Origin of the sequence: Yersinia nurmii (assembly GCF_001112925.1) — a bacterium.
Classification (GTDB): domain Bacteria; phylum Pseudomonadota; class Gammaproteobacteria; order Enterobacterales; family Enterobacteriaceae; genus Yersinia; species Yersinia nurmii.
On the sequence record NZ_CPYD01000007.1, the window covers coordinates 133,401 to 154,149 of the forward strand.

The following is a 20,749-nucleotide window of genomic DNA, read 5'->3' on the forward strand; positions in this document are numbered from 1 at the left end:
TGTAGAGAAACTAATTGATAACTGAATGATTAGGCTGGATGTCTGAAACGCTAGGTAGCGTTTTATGCTATAATTACCTGTCTAGGTGGTTGAAGCCACTTATTAAGAGCCGGATTTTCGATTAGTCACCGGCATTTGGATAATAAGAAGGAGACGACCCTATGAAACTATGGCAGATAGTTGGCGGCGCAGCATTAACGGTAAGCTTAGCGGGTTGCGCGAATCACGGCGCAGAAATTCCTACCCAGACGGCAGGAAACACTGCAGCGACCCCGGCCGCTATTGCACAGCCATCGGTCAGAGGTACCGTAAATATTCGCGAACGCGTGGCATTGCCACCTGATGCAGTCATTACGGTAACTTTGTCTGATGCTTCTTTGGCCGATGCTCCTTCCAAAGTGATTGCTCAGCGCGCAGTACGAACCGACGGCAAGCAGGCACCTTTTACCTTCGTACTACCGTTTAATCCTGCGGAAATTACGCCTAACGCTCGGATTATCCTTAGTGCGGCGATAACTCAGAATGGCCAGTTATTATTTATCACTGATACCATTCAGGAAGTGATTAACCGTGGTCAGGGGACAAATGCGGATCTGGTATTAGTACCAGTAACCTCCGCACCAATTCAGACTGCACCTTAATCATCCTCTGAGAATGACATAAAAGCAGTATGGAATAGATGCTAAGGTGCATTTTCCCATACTGTTTTTATTTTTCTGCTTTTATTTTCCGCTATTACCAACGCCAGCCAAATCGTTTAAGGTCGATATATCCTCGATCTTCAAAAGTTACACCTTCCGCTAGCAAGGCTTTTTTCTGACGTAAATAATCTTCGCCGGTTAGTGAGATTTCACCGTGGCGATTGATGACGCGATGCCAGGGCAGGCTAGTGCCTTCCGGCAGGCGTTTCAGCACTCCGCCGACCTGTCTGGCCGCCCGTGGCGAGCCGCACAGCCGCGCTATGGCACCATAAGTGGTAACCTGACCAAAAGGAATAGCGGATACCACATGAAATACGCGCTGACGGAAACTATCTTCTTCCTGTTCCATACTTTGCGGATCTCTTTTTCAATGAATGCGAGTGCCGGGAATTATTATCATGCAATATCCTCAGAGCTGCGAGAAACATATGTTCGATGGTCGCTAGCCCTTTATTGGGTAAGAAACCACCAGTTGATGCGGGTTGTCTTGCTATTTAGCGGGGCATGGTCAATAATGCCCACCGCTTCGGAGTATCAGGAGCTGTCAATGGAGGCCCTGTTGGTTCTCCCGCAACACTAACTTGTGAACTCGGTCAGGTCCGGAAGGAAGCAGCCGTAGCAGGCGAGGTGTGTGCCGGGATGTAGCTGGCAGGGTCTCCACCAATTCTGGCTTACCTAAATCTATTCTGCTTCTCATATCGCACCATTTACATCCAACTTCTCGTGCCTAACGACTCCTATCTCACTATTTAGATTACTTAATAGCTTTACGCCGTTGCAGCAATTCACCCGCGTTTGATATCTCTCCCCGCGGCCTGTATCGTTTAACCGAGACAAAGGCCCAATATGCTCAATACATTTTGTATTTAGATATCTCTCTTTGTCACACCCATAGTTTATCAATGACAAGAATGGATGTTTTTATAACACTACGGGGAAAGAACGTTGTGATGTTTCTTATAAGAATTGAATTTTTAGTAATTAACCATAATGCCTAAACCTTGATGTTAACCATTATTGTTTTAGATAAAAGGCTATTTTTAACTGGATTTGACGAAATTAGATATAAAATATTGGCGCAAAGGGGGGCTTGTACCGGGTTATGTAAATAACCGTACAGACAGAAAAGAGTTTTTACATGGTTTATGATAACCGTTAAATCATCACCCCCATTGCAGCCGATAGGGTTATCGGCTCAACGTTGTTCGTCTTAACCAGCGCTAAGCGATTTACTTTACATGCTGCCAAACAGTCGCAGGAATTTTGTCATACAGTTTATTCATGGTTAGCTCGGCCAGGCGGTGATCTGCGGCGGAGTAGAATAATTCCAGTTCGTCATCAGATAGTTCATACTTATTTTTTTCAATAACACGTTCTAAAGTGTCAATTGTTGTGCATTTTCTTAAACGCATCAGATAGTCAGTTTTGGTCATAATGGAAATTCTTCTCAATATATAAATAAAGAAATTATAGGGCAACTATCCCTTAATTTTTCATCAGGGTACAGACGTATTCCCCTGAGAATAGTCTGAATAATCGGTCTTTTGTTTTCTGCCAGCGACGCAATTCCGGGTCATTGATTCCGTAACTACTAAACAGTGTATAAGTATCGTCTAGATATTCCTCCACTAACTCGGATAGGTCGGCTTCATCCGCGTATTTTATTTTAAAACTCATCACAAATGAAGCTATGTGCTCGATAAAATCATTTAACTGTAAATTTATCGCAGAGGTCGGATCGTTAACCCAGCCGTGGTGACTATCGCCTAATGTGGCAATACCTTCATCATACAAATTCTCACATAAGAATTTCAACTGAGCAATATCATGTCGCTTAGGCGAGTACTCATCCATATCATCCCCTCCGTTAACTCTTCATCGGTGCGATAACACATAGTGAGTAGACTGATAATCATTATACGAACAGGTAAACAGCCAGGAAGTAAATAAGTCTGCCGTACAACAAATATAAATCATTTTTTCAGTCACTGCTCTATCTTTATTACTTAATCTTACAATTCATCAGCGGTAGAGGGTTTGTCATAATCTATTATATCAAAGATTATTTTTTCAGGATGTACAATAAATGTTACAGCGTTAGTAATGTAATCTTGAGTGTTGATATCAAGACAGGCGTTAAAAATATACCACTGATAACGGTAAGTCATTGAATAATCGTTAAGCTGAATGCTCTTAATCTCAAGGATTTCTAATGAGCCTGCGACGTAGCGGGCATCTTCGGAATAATACATTAGCCCAGACGTCAGGTTTTCTTCAATCGTGCTGATATTATCTTTTATTATCTGACGCAGTTGTGAAGCAGAGCTATGGCAGCGGGAGAAGTCTCCTCGGATTTCTTTGTTCATTAATTGTTCGCTTATGGGCTAATTAATTTCTTTAATGTATCAAAAGGCAAGGGCAGGGAGTAAACCTCCTGATACAGCCTGTTACCCATATGATTTAAGTGGTTTTTAAATAATTCTAATACGTAATATTATTAGCCAAATAAACAGCTTAGCAATGTAGAGTAATACCTCAAGAGAGACTTAATATTGTTTAATCTTAACGAGTGATAGTCATGATTTCCTAATATTTACCAATTATTTCGCCGTTAGTAGAAGAAAAATTTAAGACTAAATTCATCAGTTGACCGGTTAATGTGATGGGAAGCCCATGATGGGGCGATGCAGGCTTACACATGGATAACTAAAAGTCATGAGATATTGCGATAATTATCCTTTCAGAATACCAAACAGTATAGTCGGCTTACTAGATGTCATTTGGTAAAGATAATTTAATTTACTGTTACGAATTATTTTAAATTAAATTAAATGTCGATTTATAGTTTATACCACAATCTTCTGCCTGCGATAGCCACAGGCTTACCGCTCTGAATTCTTCGCATTAACTGCCCTTTCTCCGCGTTATCTCACTCTTTGTTACCTAAATTACGCATCAACATCATCTTGAGTATTGAATCTTATAATTTAATGTGATGTTATAATATATCAATTTAAGCTCACTGATATTTTCTTAATGTGTAAATCCCATCACTATAAAGCGTCGCTTTCTGTGCCGAATCGAACGCTATTTTCAATTTCATCATGGCTGCGCACGTTTGGCATGATAACCGTGCTGATCTTATTGTGGTCAGCCATTCATTGGGCGAATGCACTGCCATGATAACTTTGCAACAATTACAGGTTGGTTATGGGCTGCAGCCGGTCACGGCTCCTCTTACCGGCTGTTTTGCCCACGGATCGCTCACCGCAGTGATTGGCGCAAATGGCGCAGGCAAATCCACCTTAATTAAGACATTGGCCGGATTACAGCCAGCGTTAAGCGGAAAAATAGTCTTTGGCGACAAGACGATCCCCAGAATGGCTTATTTACCACAGCAAGCCGAATTGGATCGCCAATTCCCTATTATTGTGTTCGATGTCGTCGCGATGGGATGCTGGCCACAAAGTGGGATGTTTGGCGGCCTGAGTCGTCAATCGGTACAACGCATCAAGCAGGCTTTGGACACCGTCGGCATGCTGGATATGGCCAGATGTCCCGTTGGGGAGTTATCGGGCGGGCAGTTGCAGAGGGTGCTTTTCGCCCGGTTATTGGTACAGCAGGCTCCTTTATTACTGCTCGATGAGCCTTTTACCGGGATTGATAATCAGACTCTGTGCTTACTGTTAAACGTTATCCAGCAACTCCATCAGGAAGGGCGAACCATTATTGCCGTTTTGCATGATATGTCGATGGTAGCGCAGCATTTTCCACGAGTATTACAGTTAACCGCTGAATATTGTCGCTGGGATGAATCTAAACGCTTATTTGCCGAGCGCGCTGAAGCTGGCCAAAACCTTTCCAATCAAAATAATCTGTCTGTGGAAGCCCAGCCATGACTTTGTTTCATCTATTAGCCGACCCTTTTGTCGATTTCGGTTTTATGCGGCGAGCGTTGGTTGCTTGTCTGGCTTTGTCTTTAAGCGCCGCGCCGCTTGGTGTTTTTCTACTGCTACGACGAATGAGTCTGGTAGGGGATGCGCTTTCCCACGCGGTATTACCTGGAGCGGCTATTGGCTACCTGATTTCTGGCGTATCGCTGGTTGCGATGGGCATTGGTGGATTTATCGCTGGACTGGCGGTTGCCATGCTATCAGGGCTAGTCAGCCGTAAAACGCCGTTAAAAGAGGACGCCAGTTTCGCCGGTTTTTATTTGGGTTCTCTAGCACTTGGCGTCACTTTGGTTTCATTGCGCGGTTCCAGCATGGATTTATTGCATGTGTTATTCGGTTCTATTCTGGCTATTGATACCGCCGCGATGACCATGGTGGGCATTATCGCGAGCCTTTCGCTGTTAGTGCTGGCGCTGATTTATCGGGCCTTGGTGATCGAATCATTCGATCCGATCTTCCTGCACGTCAGTATGGGGCGTTGGTTGATGGTGGTGCATGGCATTTTTCTTGCTTTGGTCGTGGTCAATCTGGTCGCCGGTTTCCAGATTCTAGGCACCTTGATGTCGGTTGGGTTGATGATGTTACCTGCGGCCAGTGCGCGTTTTTGGGCGAAGGATTTACCTCATACTTTAGCTTTTTCAGTGCTGATCGGCATGATTTCTAGCATTGTAGGCTTGATTTGGTCTTACTACGCTTCACTGCCCGCCGGACCGGCTATTGTGCTTAGTGCCAGCATTATTTTCTTTATTTCGATTTTGTTTGGCTCGCGCGGCGGCATTTGGGCCGTGGCGCGCGATTAGAAGTGTGTGCTTTAAAGGAGAATTAAATGAAGCGTTTACCTATCGCGTTGGCGGTCGCTGCCCTGCTGTCCAGCCCGCTGGCTATGGCTAAAACTATCGAAGCCGTCGCCAGTTTTTCTATTCTAGGAGATATTGTGCAACAAATCGGTGGTGAGCATGTGAACGTCACTACGCTAGTTGGGCCGGACGGCGATCCACACAGTTTTTCCCCCTCGCCAAAAGATAGCAAACAGATTTCTCAGGCTGACGTGGTATTTGTCAGCGGGCTGGGTCTGGAAGGTTGGTTGAATCGTCTTATTGCGGCTTCTGGCTATAAAGGGCCAGTGGTGACACTTTCAGAGGGTATTCATTCACGAAAAATGGAAGAGGAGGGGAAAAAAGTGACCGATCCCCACGCCTGGAACAGTATGCAAAATGGTATTCAATATGCCACGCATGTGATGAATGCTTTGATCGTTGCCGATCCTGATGACGCAGATTATTACCGTAAACATGGTACAGAATATATCCAGAAATTGGAAAAACTGGATGCCTATGCAAAAGCCCAGTTTGCCGGTATTCCCGCTGAAAAACGCAAAGTACTGACCAGCCATGACGCTTTTGGTTATTTTGGACAGGAATACGGCGTCACCTTTTTGGCACCCGTTGGTTTTTCCACCGAAGCCGAGGCCAGCGCCAGCGACGTGGCCAATTTGATTAAGCAAATCAAACAGGAAAAGGTAAAAACCTATTTTATTGAGAATCAAACCGATCCGCGTTTAGTGAAGCAGATAGCCGCAGCCAGCGGGGCTCAGGCTGGAGGTGAGCTGTTTCCTGAAGCGCTATCTCAGAAAACTGGCCCGGCAGCTACCTATGCGGAAGCGTTCAAACATAATGTCGATACTATCGTCGCCAGTATGAAATAACTATTTCCCCCTGTCTGCTAAAGGCAGGGGGACTCCAACACTTCTGAAAGCACCACATAGTGAGTTTTACGGTAAAGAAAAAGCCCCGTTGGGCAGCAACGAGGCTTTTTATCGACAGACAACAACCACAATACAGTTGGTAAATTGAGCTTAACGTTTCTTTTTAGTTCCTCCCTGAACCGCTTTGAAGCGCGGATTGCTTTTACAAATAACAAATACCCGGCCGTGGCGACGGACAATCTTGCAGTCTGGATGACGGTTTTTTGCTGAACGTAATGAACTAAGCACTTGCATGGTGGATTCCCAGATCAGTTATTTTTCTTGAAAAAATTGCTAAAACGCTGCTGGAAGCGCGCGGTGCTGCCTTCTTTGGAGAATTCTTTTTGTTTCCCGGTGTAATAAGGATGGGAAGCGGAAGAAATATCCAAAGTGACGTAAGGGTAGGTCTGGCCTTCGAATGCGATCGTGCGTTCGGTGGCGATGGTCGAACCTACGGTGAAGTAAACGTCGGCGCTGGTGTCGTGAAATACGACGGTGCGATAGGCTGGGTGAATGCCGGCTCTCATAATGACCTCTATGTAATGTTATACTATAACAATAATTATGCGCCGAGAAATAAGCGCTTTCAAGCCAAAAATGCAAACAATGGAAAAATGATGACTGATGAGGCGCATCGTCAGATACGTGCTTGAGAAGGGGGGATTAAAATTTCGTGAAATAGCAGGCAAGAAAAAGGCCGCTGAGCGGCCTTTTACAAAGTGTTATCGCGGGTTAAACATTACTTAACCTGATGGTCAACCGGATGACTATGTTCAATATCTTCATTTTTCTTGCTGAAACGGCGGCGAACCACCACGAAGAACACCGGAACAAAGAAGATCGCCAGTACGGTTGCGGTTACCATCCCGCCCATGACGCCAGTACCTACCGCGTTCTGAGCGCCTGAACCTGCACCACTACTGATAACCAGCGGCATTACCCCGAGGATAAAGGCCAGTGAGGTCATCAAAATCGGACGCAGACGCATACGAACCGCTTCCAGCGTAGACTCGATCAGCCCTTTACCTTCTTTCTCCATTAAGTCCTTGGCGAACTCAACGATCAAGATGGCGTTTTTGGCCGACAAGCCAATGGTTGTCAACAGGCCCACCTGGAAGTAAACGTCGTTGTTCAATCCACGCAGAGAAGCGGCGAGTAACGCACCGACTACACCCAGCGGAACCACCAGCATAACGGAGAACGGAATTGACCAGCTCTCGTATAGCGCGGCTAGACACAGGAATACCACAATCAATGAGATGGCATACAGCGCCGGAGCCTGGTTACCAGACAGACGTTCCTGATAGGACATACCGGTCCAGTCATAACCGATACCACTTGGCAATTTAGACGCCAGTTGTTCCATCAGGTCCATCGCTTCACCGGTACTTTTACCCGGTGCAGCCTGACCCAAAATTTCCATTGATGGCAAACCGTTATAACGTTCCAGACGCGGTGAACCATACTCCCACTTCGCAGTAGAGAAGGTGGCAAACGACACCATTTCACCCACGTTGTTGCGAACATACCACTTATCGATATCGCTCGGTAACATACGGAACGGTGCATCGGCCTGCACGTAAACTTTCTTCACACGACCACGGTCGATAAAGTCGTTCACGTAGCTACCACCCATAGCGGAACCGAGAGTGGTATTGATGTCGGAAATAGCCACGCCGAGGGCCTGGGCTTTTTCTTGATCAACTTCCACTTTGAACTGAGGCGTATCTTCTAAACCATTTGGACGCATGCCTACCAGCATGTCTGAATGCTGAGCCGCCATACCCAAGAGTTGGTTACGTGCCGCAGTCAGTTTTTCATGCCCCAGGTTACCCTGGTCAATCAGTTGGAAGTCAAAGCCGGTCGCAGTACCTAACTCGACAATCGCCGGTAGGTTAAAGGCGAATACCAAACCGTCTTTGATTTGCGAGAAGGCGTGAGATGCGCGGCCAACGATAGCCGGTACCTTATTCTCCTCGCCCTGACGTTCATCCCAGTTTTTCAGGCTGACGAACGCCAAACCGGTATTTTGCCCCTGTCCGCTGAAACCGAAGCCGTTAACGGTAAAGACCGAGTTAACTACGTCTTTTTCTTTGTCCAGATAGTAATCCGTCACGTGGTCTAGCACTTTCTGGGTACGCTCTTGCGTAGCACCAGCCGGTAGCTGAACCATGGTCAGGAATACGCCCTGATCTTCTTCTGGTAGGAATGACGTTGGCAGGCGCAGGAACAACACGCCCATGCCGATAACAATCGCCAGATAGATCACCAGATAACGGCCGGTACTGCGCAGGATGTTAGCTACGCTGTCGGTGTAATGATGGGTGCTCTTTTCGAACATCCGGTTAAACCAACCGAAGAAACCAGTTTTCGGGCCGTGTGAACCTTTAGGAATAGGTTTCAACATAGTGGCGCACAGTGCCGGTGTCAGAATCAACGCCACCAGAACCGACAGCACCATGGCAGAAACGATGGTAATAGAGAACTGACGGTAAATCGCACCGGTAGAACCACCGAAGAAGGCCATTGGGATGAATACCGCAGAAAGCACCATCGCGATCCCCACCAATGCGCCCTGAATCTGCTCCATGGATTTCTTGGTGGCTTCTTTCGGCGGTAGCCCTTCCTCTTGCATCACACGTTCGACGTTCTCTACCACAACGATAGCATCATCCACCAATAGCCCTATCGCCAACACCATCCCGAACATCGTTAGAGTGTTTATCGAATAGCCAAAGGCGGAAAGAATGGCGAACGTCCCCAACAGCACCACAGGTACGGCGATAGTTGGGATCAGGGTAGCCCGGAAGTTCTGTAGGAACAAATACATAACCAGGAATACCAGGATGATCGCTTCGACCAGCGTTTTCACCACTTCGTTGATGGAAATCTTAACGAATGGCGTGGTGTCGTACGGGTAAACTACTTTCAGGCCGGCTGGGAAGAACGGCTGCAGCTTGGCCAGTTCGGCTTTAACTGCCGCCGAAGTGTTCAGGGCGTTAGCCCCGGTAGCCAGTTTGATACCGATACCTGCCGCAGGTTTACCGTTGAAACGAGCGATAACGCTGTAGCTTTCCGCTCCCAATTTGACGATTGCGACGTCTTTCAGGCGTACCTGAGAGCCGTCGGTGTTCACTTTCAGCAAGATCTGGCTGAACTCTTCTGCAGAGGTCAAACGGGTTTGCGCAATAATAGACGAGTTAAGCTGCTGGCCTGGCACTGGCGGTGTACCACCGAGCTGACCTGCTGCCACCTGATTATTCTGCACTTTAATCGCATTGATAACGTCAACCGGCGTCAGCTTGTAGTTGTTCAGCTTGTGCGGGTCCATCCAAATGCGCATCGCATACTGGGAACCGAACAGCTGAACGTCACCCACGCCTGAGGTCCGGCTGATAGGATCTTTAATGTTCGAGCCCACGTAGTCGGCGATATCTTCCTGCTGCATGGTGCCATCTTCGGAAATAAAGCCGGCAACCATTAAGAAGCTGCTGCTGGATTTCTCGACGCTAACGCCTTGCTGTTGTACTTCTTGCGGTAACAGCGGCATGGCCAGTTGCAGTTTGTTCTGCACCTGAACCTGCGCGATATCCGGATTGGTACCCTCGTTAAAGGTCAGAGTGATCTGTACGCTACCGGACGAGTCGCTGCTGGAAGACATATACAGCAAGCCATCGATGCCGTTCATGTTCTGTTCGATAACCTGAGTTACCGTATTCTGAACCGTGGTTGCATCGGCGCCTGGATAGTTGGCAGAGATCGAAATTGCCGGTGGCGCAATGGTCGGATATTGCGCTACGGGCAGTTTCATTATCGCAAGTGCGCCCGCCAACATAATAATAATGGCGATAACCCATGCGAATATGGGGCGATCTATAAAGTACTTAGCCATGAATTACCGGCTCCTTTTAAGACTTCTTCGCTTGTTCAGCCGGTGCTGCTGCCGGTGCGGCGTCAGAGACTTCCTGCGCCTTCACCTGCACGCCCGGTTTGATTTTCTGTAAGCCGGTTACAATCACGCGATCGCCCGGTTTCAAGCCATCGGTAATCAGCCATTTGTCACCGATTGCCTGAGCCGCCGTTACCGTGCGCAGTTCTACTTTGTCACCTTCGCCCACCACCATCGCCGTGGCTTCACCACGCGGGTTACGGGTAATACCCTGCTGAGGAACCAGCAGCGCGTCTTCTCTCACACCTTCATCAAGACGGGCGCGGACAAACATTCCCGGTAACAATGACTCGTTCGGGTTAGGGAAGATGGCACGGATAGTAATGGAACCTGTGGTTTCATCCACGGTTACGCCGGAGAATTCCAGAGTCCCGGTTTCAGAATATTCAGTGCCGTTTTCCAATAACAGGCGTACTTTCGCTTTGCCGTTTTCCTGTTTCATGACGCCACTAGCCAGTTCTTTCTTCAGGCGCAGGAATTCGTCACTGGACTGCGTTACGTCCACATACATTGGGTCGAGCTGCTGAACGGTGGTTAATGCCGTGGCCTGAGCGCTGCTAACCAGAGCACCTTCGGTTACCGAAGATTTACCGGTACGACCGGTAATTGGCGAAGTTACCTTGGTGTAAGCCAGATTGATACGCGCGCTTTCCAGCGCAGCTTTTGCGCTTTGTACTGCCGCATTGGCCTGCATCAGGTTAGAGGTCGCAGTATCGTAATCTTGTTTACTGATGTAGTTGGTGCCTAACAGCGGTTTGTAACGGTTAACGGTCAAACGCGCAATTTCTGCGCTGGCCTGTGCTTTGGCTAAATCGCCCTTGGCGCTGTCATAAGCGGCCTGATAGGACGCCGGGTCAATTTGATATAGCGATGTTCCAGCAGTAACGTCACTGCCTTCAACATAATTACGTTTAAGAATGATGCCACTAACTTGAGGACGAACCTCCGCAACACGGAAAGCAGACGTCCGCCCCGGAAGCTCAGTAGTAATATTGAGAGGTTGAGCTTTCAATGTCACGATACCAACTTCAGGGGCTTGTTGTGCCTGAGCGCCTTGCGCTGCATCTTTATCATTACATCCTATAAGTACTAAGCTGCCTGAAAGTACCAGAATTGCAGCCAGAGGCATTACCCCTCTGTTTTTGCTCATAGATAAACCTCAAGTGTCCGATTTTTAATTAACCAATGGATCACAAGCTCTAAAACCCATTGCTGCGAAAATGATATGTGCGTGCTATGGTACATACATTCGCAAATGTATGTAAATCACAGCCCCCCGAAAAAACAACGCCATGGCACGAAAAACCAAACAGCAGGCCCTTGAGACCCGGCAACACATTCTTGATGCCGCCGTGAGAGAATTTTCTGAACATGGTGTTTCAGGAACCTCACTCGCGGATATTGCTGACGCTGCGGGTGTTACCCGTGGTGCTATTTATTGGCATTTCAAAAACAAGGTCGATCTGTTTAATGAAGTCTGGGCGTTATCGGAATTTAACATCGATGAACTCGAACTAGAGTATCAGGCAAAATATCCCGATAATCCACTGCGTATCCTACGAGAAATCCTGATTTATATTCTGGTCGCCACGAAAGAAGACTGCCGGCGTCGTGCTTTGATGGAAATTGTATTCCACAAATGCGAATTCGTGGGGGAGATGACCTCAGTCCATGACGCAAGAAAAGTCCTCTATCTGGCCAGTTATGAGCGAATTGAAGCCGTTTTGCAAGACTGTATCGCGGCAAAACAGCTCCCCGCCGATTTGAATACACGCCGTGCGGCGATCATTATGCGCGCCTATATTACCGGCCTGATGGAAAATTGGTTATTTACCCCTGAATGTTTTGATATCCAAAAGGATGCAGCGGTATTAATTGATACCTACCTGGAAATGATTTCACGGTGCCAAACCCTGCGAGGGGAAGGTGCTTTAACGAAATAAGATTAACGTGAGGTAAATATGAGTTCTTTGGTCGTTATTGCCAACGGGGCCGCCTATGGTCATGAGTCATTATTTAACGCGCTACGTTTATCCATTGCGCTAAAAGATCAGCAGCCTGACTTAGATCTTCGTTTATTCCTGATGTCTGATGCGGTGACTGCCGGTATTCCCGGACAAAAACCACATGAGGGGTACAACATTCAGCAGATGCTGGAGATTCTCAGCGCCCAGTTGGTTCCTATCAAACTGTGTAAAACCTGTGCCGATGCGCGCGGTATTAGCGCGTTACCGCTTATTGAAGGCCTTGAAATTGGGACTTTGGTCGAACTGGCTCAGTGGACGCTGGCAGCTGAGAAAGTGTTAACCTTTTAATTCTTAGGCCGATAGGGCGGTTTTCAGCCCCGGAGGCCGTTTTTTATGCAATGAATAACTTTTCTTATGATAGGGGCTGGCTGAACGTGGTAGGATTTCTATTATCTCCGCTGATATGAAATTAGATCATGATTCGCTGGTTCAATACCCAATCGTCTCTGCTTTTCAATAATACCGACAGCGCACCCTTTCTTCGTGTCTGGATGCTTTTTAGCCTGCTTATTCTGGCGTTAGTGTGTTTGCCTGCAGCCAACGCGGCGAACTTAAATGGCGATGTACCGAGCCGTAGTGAAGTTCAAAATCAACTCGATGCTCTGGCTAAGCTGAAAACTCCGACGCCAGCCGACAAACTGGCCCAGCAAGATTTGGTGCGAACGCTGGAATACCTCGACGCCATTGAGCGAGTGAAGCAGGAAGCCAACCAGCTTAAGCAGCAGTTGGCTCAGGCACCGGCTAAGCTGCGTCAGGCGACCGATGCGTTGGAAGCGCTGAAAAGCAACTCATCCGATACGCTGACTCGTGAATCGCTAGCGAACTATTCTTTACGTCAATTGGAATCCCGGCTCAATGAAACGCTGGATGACCTACAGGCGGCTCAGGAAGATCTTTCCACTTACAATAGCCAATTGATTTCCCTACAAACTCAACCTGAACGTGTACAAAGCGCCATGTATAGCGCTTCCCAGCGGCTACAACAAATCCGTAATTTGCTCAATGGATTAGCGCCGGGACAGGATGGCCTACGTCCTACGCAACAGCAAATGCTGTTAACCGAACAGGTGTTGTTGAATGCGCAGTTGGACTTACAGCGGAGAAATCTGGAAGCCAACACTACGTTGCAGGATTTACTGCAAAAGCAGCGGGATTATACCAATGCTCATATCAGCCAACTGGAACGTTACATCCAAACGCTTCAGGAAGTTGTCAGCGGTAAGCGGCTGATTCTTTCCGAAAAAACGGCTAAAGAAGCTCAGGTTCCGGATGATTCGACCGACATTCAAAACGATCCGCTGGTCAGCCGCGAACTGGCGATTAACCGCGATTTAAGCCAGCGTTTGATCAATGCCACCAAAGAAGGCAATACGCTGGTTCAGCAGAATATCCGTGTGAAAAACTGGCTGGATCGGGCATTGCAGTCCGAACGCAATTTGAAAGAACAAATTACCGTATTGCGCGGTAGCCTGTTGTTATCCCGTATTTTGTATCAACAACAACTGAACTTACCGACCGACGGCCTGATTAGCGATATGGGAACGCGCATTGCCGACCTGCGTTTGGAGCAGTTTGAAATTAATCAACAGCGTGATCAGCTCTTCCAAGGCGATGATTATATTCAAAAGGTAATGAGCGACAGTAAAGAAAAAGTCAGCGGCGAGGTGGAAGATGCGCTGGGGCAAATTGTCGATATTCGCCGTGAGCTGTTGGATCAATTGAATAAACAGTTGGGTAACCAACTGACATTGGCGATTAACCTGCAAATAAATCAGCAGCAATTACTTAGTGTCAACAGCTCACTGCAACATACTTTAACGCAACAAATCTTTTGGGTGAGTAGCAATAAACCGATGGATTGGTCGTGGTTGAAAAGCTTGCCTGAGGCGATTCACAGTGAGTTGAGTAATCTTCATTTCAAATTTTCCCCTAGCGATATTCTGGCGGGATTACTGAAATCTTTGATTTTTGTGATTCCGGGGGTGCTGCTGGTCGGCGTGATTCGCTGGCGCTATAAAATCATAGATAACCATCTGGATAGTCTGGCGAACGATGTTGGTCAGCTAAAACACGATACGCAGATGCATACGCCGAAAGCGATTTTGCTCACCTTATTAAAGGTATTGCCGGGTGTGGTGCTGATTCTGCTCGTGGGCTATTGGTGCCTGCAATCGGAGATGGCAATTAGTGATTTCCTCTGGAGCTTCTTCCAGCAGTTAGCCTTGTTCTGGCTGATATTCGATTTGACTTACCGCATGTTGTCCCCTGGGGGAATTACCGAACATCACTTCAATATTGCCGCTGAGCGCTGCGCGCATTACCGTCGGCAAATGGTCCGTTTGGGCGTAGCGCTGCTGCCGGTGATTTTCTGGTCGGTATTGGGCGAGAAAAGTCCTCTGCGGCTGGTGGATGACGTTATCGGCCAGGTGGTGGTGGTTATTGCGCTAGCGCTGTTGGCGGTATTTGTTTTCCCATTCTGTCGTGATAGCTGGCGTGAGAAAAACAGCCACGCGGTGCGATTGGTGATAGTAACGGCCATTGCGGTGACGCCGGTGATTCTTATTGGGTTAATGGCCGCAGGGTATTTCTATACCACGCTACGTCTGGCCGGGCGTTGGATTGACAGTATCTATCTATTCTTCCTGTGGAATATCGTTTATCTGACCGCTATTCGTGGCTTAGGCGTCGCCGCCCGCCGTTTGGCTTACCGACGCGCCATTGCTCGTCGCCAGAGTCTGGCGAAAGAAGGGGCGGAAGGGAGTGAGCCGGTAGAAGAGCCGCCGTTGGCATTGGATCAGATTAACCAGCAGTCATTACGTTTGACCACGATGGTTCTGTTCCTGATTTTTGCTACGGCGTTTTACTGGATATGGTCGGATTTAGTCACGGTTATCTCCTATCTAGACAGTATTACCCTGTGGCATTACAACAGCACGGTGGCCGGTGCCAATGTGCAGCAGGCGGTGACGCTGGGTAATATTCTGGTGGGAATTATGGCGCTGGTGGTGGCTTATGTCATGACCCGCAACCTGCCGGGATTGCTGGAAGTGCTGGTGTTATCTCGCTTGCAATTGCGTCAGGGCACGTCCTACGCCATAACGACGATGCTCACTTATTTGATTACCTCTGTCGGGGCCATTACCGCCTTAAGTTCTCTCGGCGTTTCGTGGGATAAGCTGCAGTTTCTGGTTGCGGCGTTAACGGTTGGTCTGGGCTTTGGTTTGCAGGAAATCTTCGCTAACTTTGTGTCCGGTATCATTATCTTGTTCGAACGTCCGGTGCGTATCGGCGATACGGTGACTATCGGTACTTTCTCCGGTACGGTGAGCAAAATTCGTATCCGCGCCACCACCATTACGGATTTTGATCGGAAAGAAGTGATCATCCCAAACAAAGCCTTTGTTACCGAGCGCTTAATCAACTGGTCGCTGTCAGATACTATTACCCGCATTCTGATTAAAGTTGGCGTTGCCTATGGCTCTGATTTAGATAAAGTTAAAGAAGTTCTGCTGAAAGCAGCTCATGATAATCCTAGAGTGATGTCCGATCCGGAACCGCAGGTGTTTTTCCTCAATTTTGGAGCCAGTACGCTCGATCATGAACTGCGGTTATATGTACGTGAACTGCGCGATCGTAGCTACACCGTCGATGAGTTAAACCGAGCAATTGATAAGCTTTGCCGCGAAAACGACATCAATATTGCGTTCAATCAGCTTGAAGTTTATCTGCATAAAGAAGATGGATCGGAAGTGCAGGAAGTCAGCCGTCCTATCAATTTGATGCCGGATAACGGGCGGCAACAACCGCAGTCTTAGTTTGAGAATGTTCGTAGGATCGGAAAATCAGCTGTAAAACCCATAAATACTGAGGGCGAAGCCGGAGAGGTTTCGCCCTTTTTGGGGGCAGCATCGTAAGCCGTAGACAGGCGGAAAATTATTCCTGACGGTGATGGCTCAGCTTTTGCTGATAGTCACGCTTAACAATTTCCAGTGCTGCCAGCGCCGTTTCTGGCGCAATTTCATTGCATTCCAGCAGGTAAATCAAATCTACCGCTAGCTGTAATTCTGGTGGGGCATGTTCAACTGACATATGAACCAACATTAGGGTTTCAGTTTGAGTGAAGAAAAACCAACGTGACACCAAAAACAATCTGGTGCGGTGTATTTCCGTGCCGTCAATGTGAATGTCGGCGGATCTGACAAACCGATAAGCCGTCTTATCCCACATAATCTGGCGGCTGAGCGAGGAAATCGGTCAGCCTCAGAGACGTAAATATATGCGGAATGAATCAACTTAGATTACACACTAGCTAATCCGAATATGATTATAGATAATAAATTTAAACCAAATAATCATCAGTTATGTAAATGTGACCCGCCTTCAAAAACCATTCTCTTTTCGCTCGATACTGCGCTCGATTCGCGATAAAGCCTGACGACAACGCATTAACCGGCCCTCCAGCGCCGCCAGTTCTTTCTGGATTCGCTGCTGATCAACCAGACGGGTTTGTTGTCCCAATTGACTTTCACGATCCTGAATCATGGCGATGATCCGTCGTTCATAATCCTGATGCTCTGCCAGTTTATGGTAAGGATCCTGGCTAACCTGCCGTGGTTTGGGCTGATTTTTACGTAGTGTTTGGGTCGCGAGCTCTCTCTGTAAAGCTGAAATTTGCGCCACCAGCTTCTCTGCCAAAAAAGCCACCTGTTCGGAGCGCTGTTCGGCGACGACTTGTTTCAATTGGGTCAGATTCTTGCGAACCTCCAGCAGATAATCCCGCAAACGCGTGCCGTGGTTACTGAAAAGAAGCTGATCAAAACGAGCCTGAGCTGTAGGCGTGTGCGCCTGTGGGGCGATTTCTGCCGACAGTGCTTCAACCTGACTTTCAAGCACCTGTAACAATTTTTCTGTGCTCATGGAATTTTCTCCTGATAGTCTTGGGGACTAGCTTGCCTTTGAACCCGCAGGGAAACAAGGAATAAGGACTGGTCTGATTAAATTGAATCATTAATCGGCTGGTGGTGAATCGGGTTAATGATAAAGTAATGATTAGTGTCGTTTTCAATGATGGTGAGAATAAATAAAGGGAGCTTATGTCTCGTTGGTTGTTAATCATCCTGGGATGGGCCGCCGTGGTCTTGGCTACCTTAGGCGTGGTATTACCGCTGTTACCTACCACACCATTTTTGCTATTAGCCGCTTGGTGTTTCGCTCGCTCATCGCCGCGCTTCCATCAGTGGCTACTCTATCGTTCATGGTTTGGCAGCTATATTCGTAGCTGGCAGCAACATCGGGCGCTGCCACCGGGTGCCAAGTGGAAAGCGGTACTGATGACCCTCATCACTTTTGCCATATCCCTGTGGCTGGTCAAAATCTGGTGGGTAAGAATGCTATTAGCAATTATGCTTATCGTTTTATTGATTTTCATGTTGCGGATGCCGGTTATTGACCTAACGCAACAAAAAAGGCGCTGATTATCTGGCTCCGGTTGCATTTTTCCGTCAGTTTGAATAGATTTGAGCGTTTTCGTGCGCGGATTGCCCCATAGTCCCTGTTTAGGGCGTTAAAAGGGGTGGATGTATTCTGTCCCGGCGGTGTTTGATCGACATCGGGTGGCCGCGTTTTAGTATGTTCAGCAGTTTTATCAGGCATAAATTATGACCGCTACCGCACCTAATGCAGCACAACAGCTTCAGTATATTAAAGACAGTATTGAAACTATCCCCGACTATCCAAAACCGGGCATACTGTTCCGCGATGTTACCAGCCTGTTGGATAATCCTTTGGCTTACGCTTCCAGTATCGAACTGCTGGTAGAACGTTATCTGGACGCTGGCGTCACCAAAGTTGTAGGTACCGAAGCCCGTGGCTTCCTGTTCGGCGCGCCGGTTGCATTGGCTCTGGGCGTAGGTTTTGTTCCGGTCCGTAAGCCCGGCAAGCTGCCGCGTGAAACCATTAGCGAAACCTATGAACTGGAATACGGCACCGATAAGCTGGAAATTCACACCGATAGCATTAAACCGGGTGATAAAGTTCTGGTTATCGACGATCTGTTAGCGACAGGCGGCACCATTGAGGCGACGGCTAAATTGATTCACCGTCTGAAAGGTGAAGTGGTTGCTGCGGCATTTATTATCAATCTGCCGGAGTTGGGCGGTGAAAAACGCCTGACGGAACAAGGTATTGATTGCTACAGCCTGGTCTCTTTCGACGGCCATTAATTTGGCTATGTTTTTTGGCAATCGGTAAAAAAGGCCTCGTTACTGAAATAGCACGAGGCCCAGTGACTTCTATATTGCTGTCTGATTGATCACTGTCTGACGGCACCTTCAGCTAACCATACTTTCTGTTAGCAATATTCTCAATTAACAATACTCGCGGCGAATAGCACGTCTATCTGATGATTACACATTGGCATTTGCCGGTGATTTTTGTCGACGTTTACGCCAACGCCTTAATATCAAAGGTAATATCAATACTGCCACGGCCAGACCCAATAAGGTTTGGGCGATTGCGCCATGCCATAAGATACTGAAATCTCCGTTACTAATGGAAAGTGCGCGTCGTAAATTCTGCTCAAGCATTTCTCCCAGAACAAAGCCTAAAATCAGCGGTGACATCGGGAAATTCATTTTTCGCAGCAGATAGCCAAAGACGCCCAGTCCAACCATTAAGACCAGATCAAATGTGGTGCTGTGTACCGCATATACCCCGACAGCAGAAACGGCGGCGATCGCCGGCACTAAAAACCATAGGGGAATTGTGAGCATGCGGGTGAAAAAACCGACCAATGGCAGATTCATCAACAGCAACATCACGTTGGCAATCAGTAGCGAAGCAATCAATCCCCAGACGATATCCGGTTGCTCGGTAAACATGGCTGGCCCCGGCGTGATGTTATACAGCGTCAATGCGCCCATCATCACCGCCGTGGTGCCTGAACCGGGCACGCCCAGTGTCAGCATTGGAATAAACGAACCGCAGGCCGAGGCATTGTTGGCCGCTTCCGGTGCTGCTACGCCGCGAATATCTCCTTTGCCGAAGCTTTCGCTATTGCCGCTGATTTTTTTCTCTGTCATGTAGGTCAGCGCGCTGGCAATGGTGGCCCCAGCACCGGGCAGAATACCCACGAAGAAACCAATCACGGAAGAACGCAGTGTTGGCCCCACGCATTCCGCCGCCTCTTTACGGTTAAATAACAGACGGCCAGTTTTTCGCACCAGTTTTTGCCCGGTGCTGGTGCTTTCCAGCATCAGCAAAATTTCGCTGACCGAGAACAGACCAATCACCACCACGATAAACTGAATGCCGTCAGAGAGATGGACGCTGTCAAAGGTGAATCGATATACCCCGGTGTTGGCATCCACGCCCACCGTTGCCAGCCCCAAACCGATTAATGCTGCCAATAGTGATTTAATCGGATTCTGGCTCATCATGCTGCCCAGACAAGCAATGGCGAACACCATCAGTGCAAAATACTCTGCCGGACCGAATGAGAGCGACCATTGTGCCAGCAACGGTGCAAACAGAATAATGCCGCCAATGGCTATGATTGAGCCGACGAAGGAACTTACCGCTGAGATAGACAGTGCAATGCCTGCGCGTCCTTGCTGCGCCATGGGATAGCCGTCGAGCGCGGTCATAATCGCTGCCGCATCGCCGGGGACATTCAGTAATATCGAGGAGATGCGTCCGCCGTATTCACAGCCGATATAAACCGTTGCCAGTAAAATCAGGGCAGATTCTGCTGGCAGCTTTAAGGCAAACGCCAGAGGTAGCAAAATCGCCACGCCATTGATTGGCCCAAGGCCGGGTAGCAGGCCAACGATGGTGCCGATAAAGCAACCAATTAGGGCAATCATCAGGTTTTGTGGCACTAATGCCACTTCAAACCCTTGGGATAAATACATCCAAGTTTCCATTATTGCCTCGTTAGTTCAGCCAAACGCCGAGCGGTAAGGTGACATCCAGTAAGTGGTCAAAGGCATAAAATAAAGCAATACCGATAACGACCGCCGATAGCAGCGCTTGAATCAGACTGGCCTGGAACAACAGCGCTATGCTGAAGGTCAGCAAAGCCGTCGCGAGTGGAAATCCGAGCCATTCGAATCCCCAGCCATACAGCACCAGCGTAATGATCATCACCAGCAGACGCTGTAATACTTTACTGTGCGGCCAGGAAATGGTTTCCGGCTTGCGCAGCAGTAATAGCACTGCACACAGAGTCATTAACGCCAGAATAGCGATAGGAAAAGGCCTTGGCCCCAGCGGTTCATAGCTGTATTCGCTTTGAATTCCCCAGCCGATAAACAAGCCGCTGACGCACAGCAGAATCCAGATACCGGCAAAAATGCGGTCGCTCATTATCTACCTCC

The 20,749-nt window shown here is 48.0% G+C and carries 21 protein-coding genes and 1 other RNA gene; 10 read left to right on the top strand and 12 right to left on the bottom strand.

Going from position 1 to position 20,749, the window contains the following annotated elements; translation table 11 throughout:
* Positions 1–161 precede the first annotated feature (161 nt).
* Entirely contained in the window at positions 162–641 is a 480-nt protein-coding gene (locus tag AD970_RS10650; RefSeq protein ID WP_049598571.1) for a YbaY family lipoprotein, read from the top strand.
* Between the two features lie 94 nt (positions 642–735).
* Here AD970_RS10650 and AD970_RS10655 read toward each other — a convergent pair whose 3' ends face one another.
* Entirely contained in the window at positions 736–1,050 is a 315-nt protein-coding gene (locus AD970_RS10655; RefSeq protein WP_049598573.1) for an MGMT family protein, read from the bottom strand.
* A 208-nt stretch (positions 1,051–1,258) separates the two neighbouring features.
* Between AD970_RS10655 and ffs the strand changes: the two genes are divergently transcribed.
* Positions 1,259–1,355, top strand: an RNA gene (gene ffs / locus AD970_RS18875) — signal recognition particle sRNA small type.
* Between the two features lie 575 nt (positions 1,356–1,930).
* Here ffs and ymoA read toward each other — a convergent pair.
* The 3 genes from ymoA to AD970_RS10670 form a co-directional block, all read right to left on the bottom strand.
* On the bottom strand, positions 1,931–2,134 hold the full coding sequence (gene ymoA / locus AD970_RS10660; RefSeq protein WP_038243726.1) for an expression modulating protein YmoA: 204 nt from the start codon (positions 2,132–2,134) through the stop codon (positions 1,931–1,933).
* 52 nt (positions 2,135–2,186) lie between these two features.
* On the bottom strand, positions 2,187–2,555 hold the full coding sequence (tomB, locus tag AD970_RS10665; RefSeq protein ID WP_049598575.1) for an Hha toxicity modulator TomB: 369 nt from the start codon (positions 2,553–2,555) through the stop codon (positions 2,187–2,189).
* Between the two features lie 158 nt (positions 2,556–2,713).
* Complete coding sequence (locus AD970_RS10670) at positions 2,714–3,067, bottom strand: hypothetical protein (RefSeq protein ID WP_049598577.1); 354 nt, start codon at positions 3,065–3,067, stop codon at positions 2,714–2,716.
* An 813-nt stretch (positions 3,068–3,880) separates the two neighbouring features.
* Between AD970_RS10670 and AD970_RS10675 the strand changes: the two genes are divergently transcribed.
* From AD970_RS10675 to AD970_RS10685, 3 genes are read left to right on the top strand one after another with little or no spacing between them, the layout of a single operon-like run.
* Positions 3,881–4,600, top strand: coding sequence for a metal ABC transporter ATP-binding protein (locus AD970_RS10675; RefSeq protein ID WP_049598714.1), 720 nt, complete (start codon positions 3,881–3,883; stop codon positions 4,598–4,600).
* Positions 4,597–5,454, top strand: coding sequence for a metal ABC transporter permease (locus tag AD970_RS10680; protein WP_049598578.1), 858 nt, complete (start codon positions 4,597–4,599; stop codon positions 5,452–5,454). Before AD970_RS10675 ends, AD970_RS10680 begins: the two co-directional genes overlap by 4 nt.
* 26 nt (positions 5,455–5,480) lie before the next feature.
* Positions 5,481–6,359, top strand: a complete 879-nt coding sequence (locus AD970_RS10685; RefSeq protein ID WP_049598580.1) for a metal ABC transporter substrate-binding protein — start codon at positions 5,481–5,483, stop codon at positions 6,357–6,359.
* A 150-nt stretch (positions 6,360–6,509) separates the two neighbouring features.
* On the opposite strand, the gene ykgO is transcribed toward AD970_RS10685, so the two are convergent.
* The 4 genes from ykgO to AD970_RS10700 form a co-directional block, all read right to left on the bottom strand.
* Entirely contained in the window at positions 6,510–6,653 is a 144-nt protein-coding gene (gene ykgO, locus AD970_RS18880) for a type B 50S ribosomal protein L36 (protein WP_071889688.1), read from the bottom strand.
* Positions 6,654–6,667: 14 nt separating this feature from the next.
* Positions 6,668–6,925: a type B 50S ribosomal protein L31 gene (locus tag AD970_RS10690; protein WP_049598582.1), complete on the bottom strand. Its 258-nt coding sequence runs from the start codon at positions 6,923–6,925 to the stop codon at positions 6,668–6,670.
* Between the two features lie 212 nt (positions 6,926–7,137).
* Entirely contained in the window at positions 7,138–10,290 is a 3,153-nt protein-coding gene (acrB, locus tag AD970_RS10695) for an efflux RND transporter permease AcrB (RefSeq protein ID WP_049598584.1), read from the bottom strand.
* 16 nt (positions 10,291–10,306) lie between these two features.
* Positions 10,307–11,497: an efflux RND transporter periplasmic adaptor subunit gene (locus tag AD970_RS10700; RefSeq protein WP_049598586.1), complete on the bottom strand. Its 1,191-nt coding sequence runs from the start codon at positions 11,495–11,497 to the stop codon at positions 10,307–10,309.
* A 142-nt stretch (positions 11,498–11,639) separates the two neighbouring features.
* Between AD970_RS10700 and acrR the strand changes: the two genes are divergently transcribed.
* From acrR to mscK, 3 genes are all read left to right on the top strand, one after another.
* A complete protein-coding gene (acrR, locus tag AD970_RS10705) occupies positions 11,640–12,290 on the top strand; it encodes a multidrug efflux transporter transcriptional repressor AcrR (RefSeq protein ID WP_049598588.1) in 651 nt (216 codons plus the stop codon).
* A gap of 18 nt (positions 12,291–12,308) precedes the next feature.
* Complete coding sequence (locus AD970_RS10710; protein ID WP_049598589.1) at positions 12,309–12,662, top strand: DsrE/DsrF/TusD sulfur relay family protein; 354 nt, start codon at positions 12,309–12,311, stop codon at positions 12,660–12,662.
* A 128-nt stretch (positions 12,663–12,790) separates the two neighbouring features.
* The gene (gene mscK / locus AD970_RS10715; RefSeq protein ID WP_049598591.1) at positions 12,791–16,189 is read left to right on the top strand and encodes a mechanosensitive channel MscK; all 3,399 of its coding nucleotides are present in this window, start codon (positions 12,791–12,793) and stop codon (positions 16,187–16,189) included.
* 118 nt (positions 16,190–16,307) lie between these two features.
* On the opposite strand, the gene rsmS is transcribed toward mscK, so the two are convergent.
* Positions 16,308–16,463: a pleiotropic regulatory protein RsmS gene (gene rsmS / locus AD970_RS18885; RefSeq protein ID WP_064518170.1), complete on the bottom strand. Its 156-nt coding sequence runs from the start codon at positions 16,461–16,463 to the stop codon at positions 16,308–16,310.
* Between the two features lie 291 nt (positions 16,464–16,754).
* Positions 16,755–17,291, bottom strand: coding sequence for a primosomal replication protein PriC (gene priC / locus AD970_RS10725; protein WP_049598593.1), 537 nt, complete (start codon positions 17,289–17,291; stop codon positions 16,755–16,757).
* 176 nt (positions 17,292–17,467) lie between these two features.
* Here priC and AD970_RS10730 point away from each other — a divergent pair, with 176 nt between their 5' ends.
* Complete coding sequence (locus AD970_RS10730) at positions 17,468–17,848, top strand: DUF454 family protein (RefSeq protein WP_049598595.1); 381 nt, start codon at positions 17,468–17,470, stop codon at positions 17,846–17,848.
* Positions 17,849–18,031: 183 nt separating this feature from the next.
* Complete coding sequence (gene apt / locus AD970_RS10735; RefSeq protein ID WP_049598597.1) at positions 18,032–18,595, top strand: adenine phosphoribosyltransferase; 564 nt, start codon at positions 18,032–18,034, stop codon at positions 18,593–18,595.
* 183 nt (positions 18,596–18,778) lie between these two features.
* Here the strand turns inward: apt and AD970_RS10740 are convergent, their stop codons facing one another.
* On the bottom strand, positions 18,779–20,296 hold the full coding sequence (locus tag AD970_RS10740; RefSeq protein WP_049598599.1) for a tripartite tricarboxylate transporter permease: 1,518 nt from the start codon (positions 20,294–20,296) through the stop codon (positions 18,779–18,781).
* Between the two features lie 10 nt (positions 20,297–20,306).
* Positions 20,307–20,738: a tripartite tricarboxylate transporter TctB family protein gene (locus AD970_RS10745; protein WP_049598600.1), complete on the bottom strand. Its 432-nt coding sequence runs from the start codon at positions 20,736–20,738 to the stop codon at positions 20,307–20,309.
* Between the last annotated feature and the right edge of the window lie 11 nt (positions 20,739–20,749).

Bases quoted from the DNA above. Each gene is read 5' to 3' on its own strand.
- AD970_RS10730 (WP_049598595.1), top strand. From the start codon at position 17,468: ATGTCTCGTTGGTTGTTAATCATCCTGGGATGGGCCGCCGTGGTCTTG.
- priC (WP_049598593.1), bottom strand. From the start codon at position 17,291: ATGAGCACAGAAAAATTGTTACAGGTGCTTGAAAGTCAGGTTGAAGCA.
- AD970_RS10680 (WP_049598578.1), top strand. From the start codon at position 4,597: ATGACTTTGTTTCATCTATTAGCCGACCCTTTTGTCGATTTCGGTTTT.
- apt (WP_049598597.1), top strand. From the start codon at position 18,032: ATGACCGCTACCGCACCTAATGCAGCACAACAGCTTCAGTATATTAAA.
- AD970_RS10655 (WP_049598573.1), bottom strand. From the start codon at position 1,050: ATGGAACAGGAAGAAGATAGTTTCCGTCAGCGCGTATTTCATGTGGTA.
- mscK (WP_049598591.1), top strand. From the start codon at position 12,791: ATGATTCGCTGGTTCAATACCCAATCGTCTCTGCTTTTCAATAATACC.
- AD970_RS10675 (WP_049598714.1), top strand. From the start codon at position 3,881: ATGATAACTTTGCAACAATTACAGGTTGGTTATGGGCTGCAGCCGGTC.
- AD970_RS10685 (WP_049598580.1), top strand. From the start codon at position 5,481: ATGAAGCGTTTACCTATCGCGTTGGCGGTCGCTGCCCTGCTGTCCAGC.
- ykgO (WP_071889688.1), bottom strand. From the start codon at position 6,653: ATGCAAGTGCTTAGTTCATTACGTTCAGCAAAAAACCGTCATCCAGAC.
- AD970_RS10745 (WP_049598600.1), bottom strand. From the start codon at position 20,738: ATGAGCGACCGCATTTTTGCCGGTATCTGGATTCTGCTGTGCGTCAGC.
- tomB (WP_049598575.1), bottom strand. From the start codon at position 2,555: ATGGATGAGTACTCGCCTAAGCGACATGATATTGCTCAGTTGAAATTC.
- acrB (WP_049598584.1), bottom strand. From the start codon at position 10,290: ATGGCTAAGTACTTTATAGATCGCCCCATATTCGCATGGGTTATCGCC.
- AD970_RS10700 (WP_049598586.1), bottom strand. From the start codon at position 11,497: ATGAGCAAAAACAGAGGGGTAATGCCTCTGGCTGCAATTCTGGTACTT.
- acrR (WP_049598588.1), top strand. From the start codon at position 11,640: ATGGCACGAAAAACCAAACAGCAGGCCCTTGAGACCCGGCAACACATT.
- AD970_RS10650 (WP_049598571.1), top strand. From the start codon at position 162: ATGAAACTATGGCAGATAGTTGGCGGCGCAGCATTAACGGTAAGCTTA.
- AD970_RS10740 (WP_049598599.1), bottom strand. From the start codon at position 20,296: ATGGAAACTTGGATGTATTTATCCCAAGGGTTTGAAGTGGCATTAGTG.
- AD970_RS10710 (WP_049598589.1), top strand. From the start codon at position 12,309: ATGAGTTCTTTGGTCGTTATTGCCAACGGGGCCGCCTATGGTCATGAG.
- ymoA (WP_038243726.1), bottom strand. From the start codon at position 2,134: ATGACCAAAACTGACTATCTGATGCGTTTAAGAAAATGCACAACAATT.
- rsmS (WP_064518170.1), bottom strand. From the start codon at position 16,463: ATGTCAGTTGAACATGCCCCACCAGAATTACAGCTAGCGGTAGATTTG.
- AD970_RS10690 (WP_049598582.1), bottom strand. From the start codon at position 6,925: ATGAGAGCCGGCATTCACCCAGCCTATCGCACCGTCGTATTTCACGAC.
- AD970_RS10670 (WP_049598577.1), bottom strand. From the start codon at position 3,067: ATGAACAAAGAAATCCGAGGAGACTTCTCCCGCTGCCATAGCTCTGCT.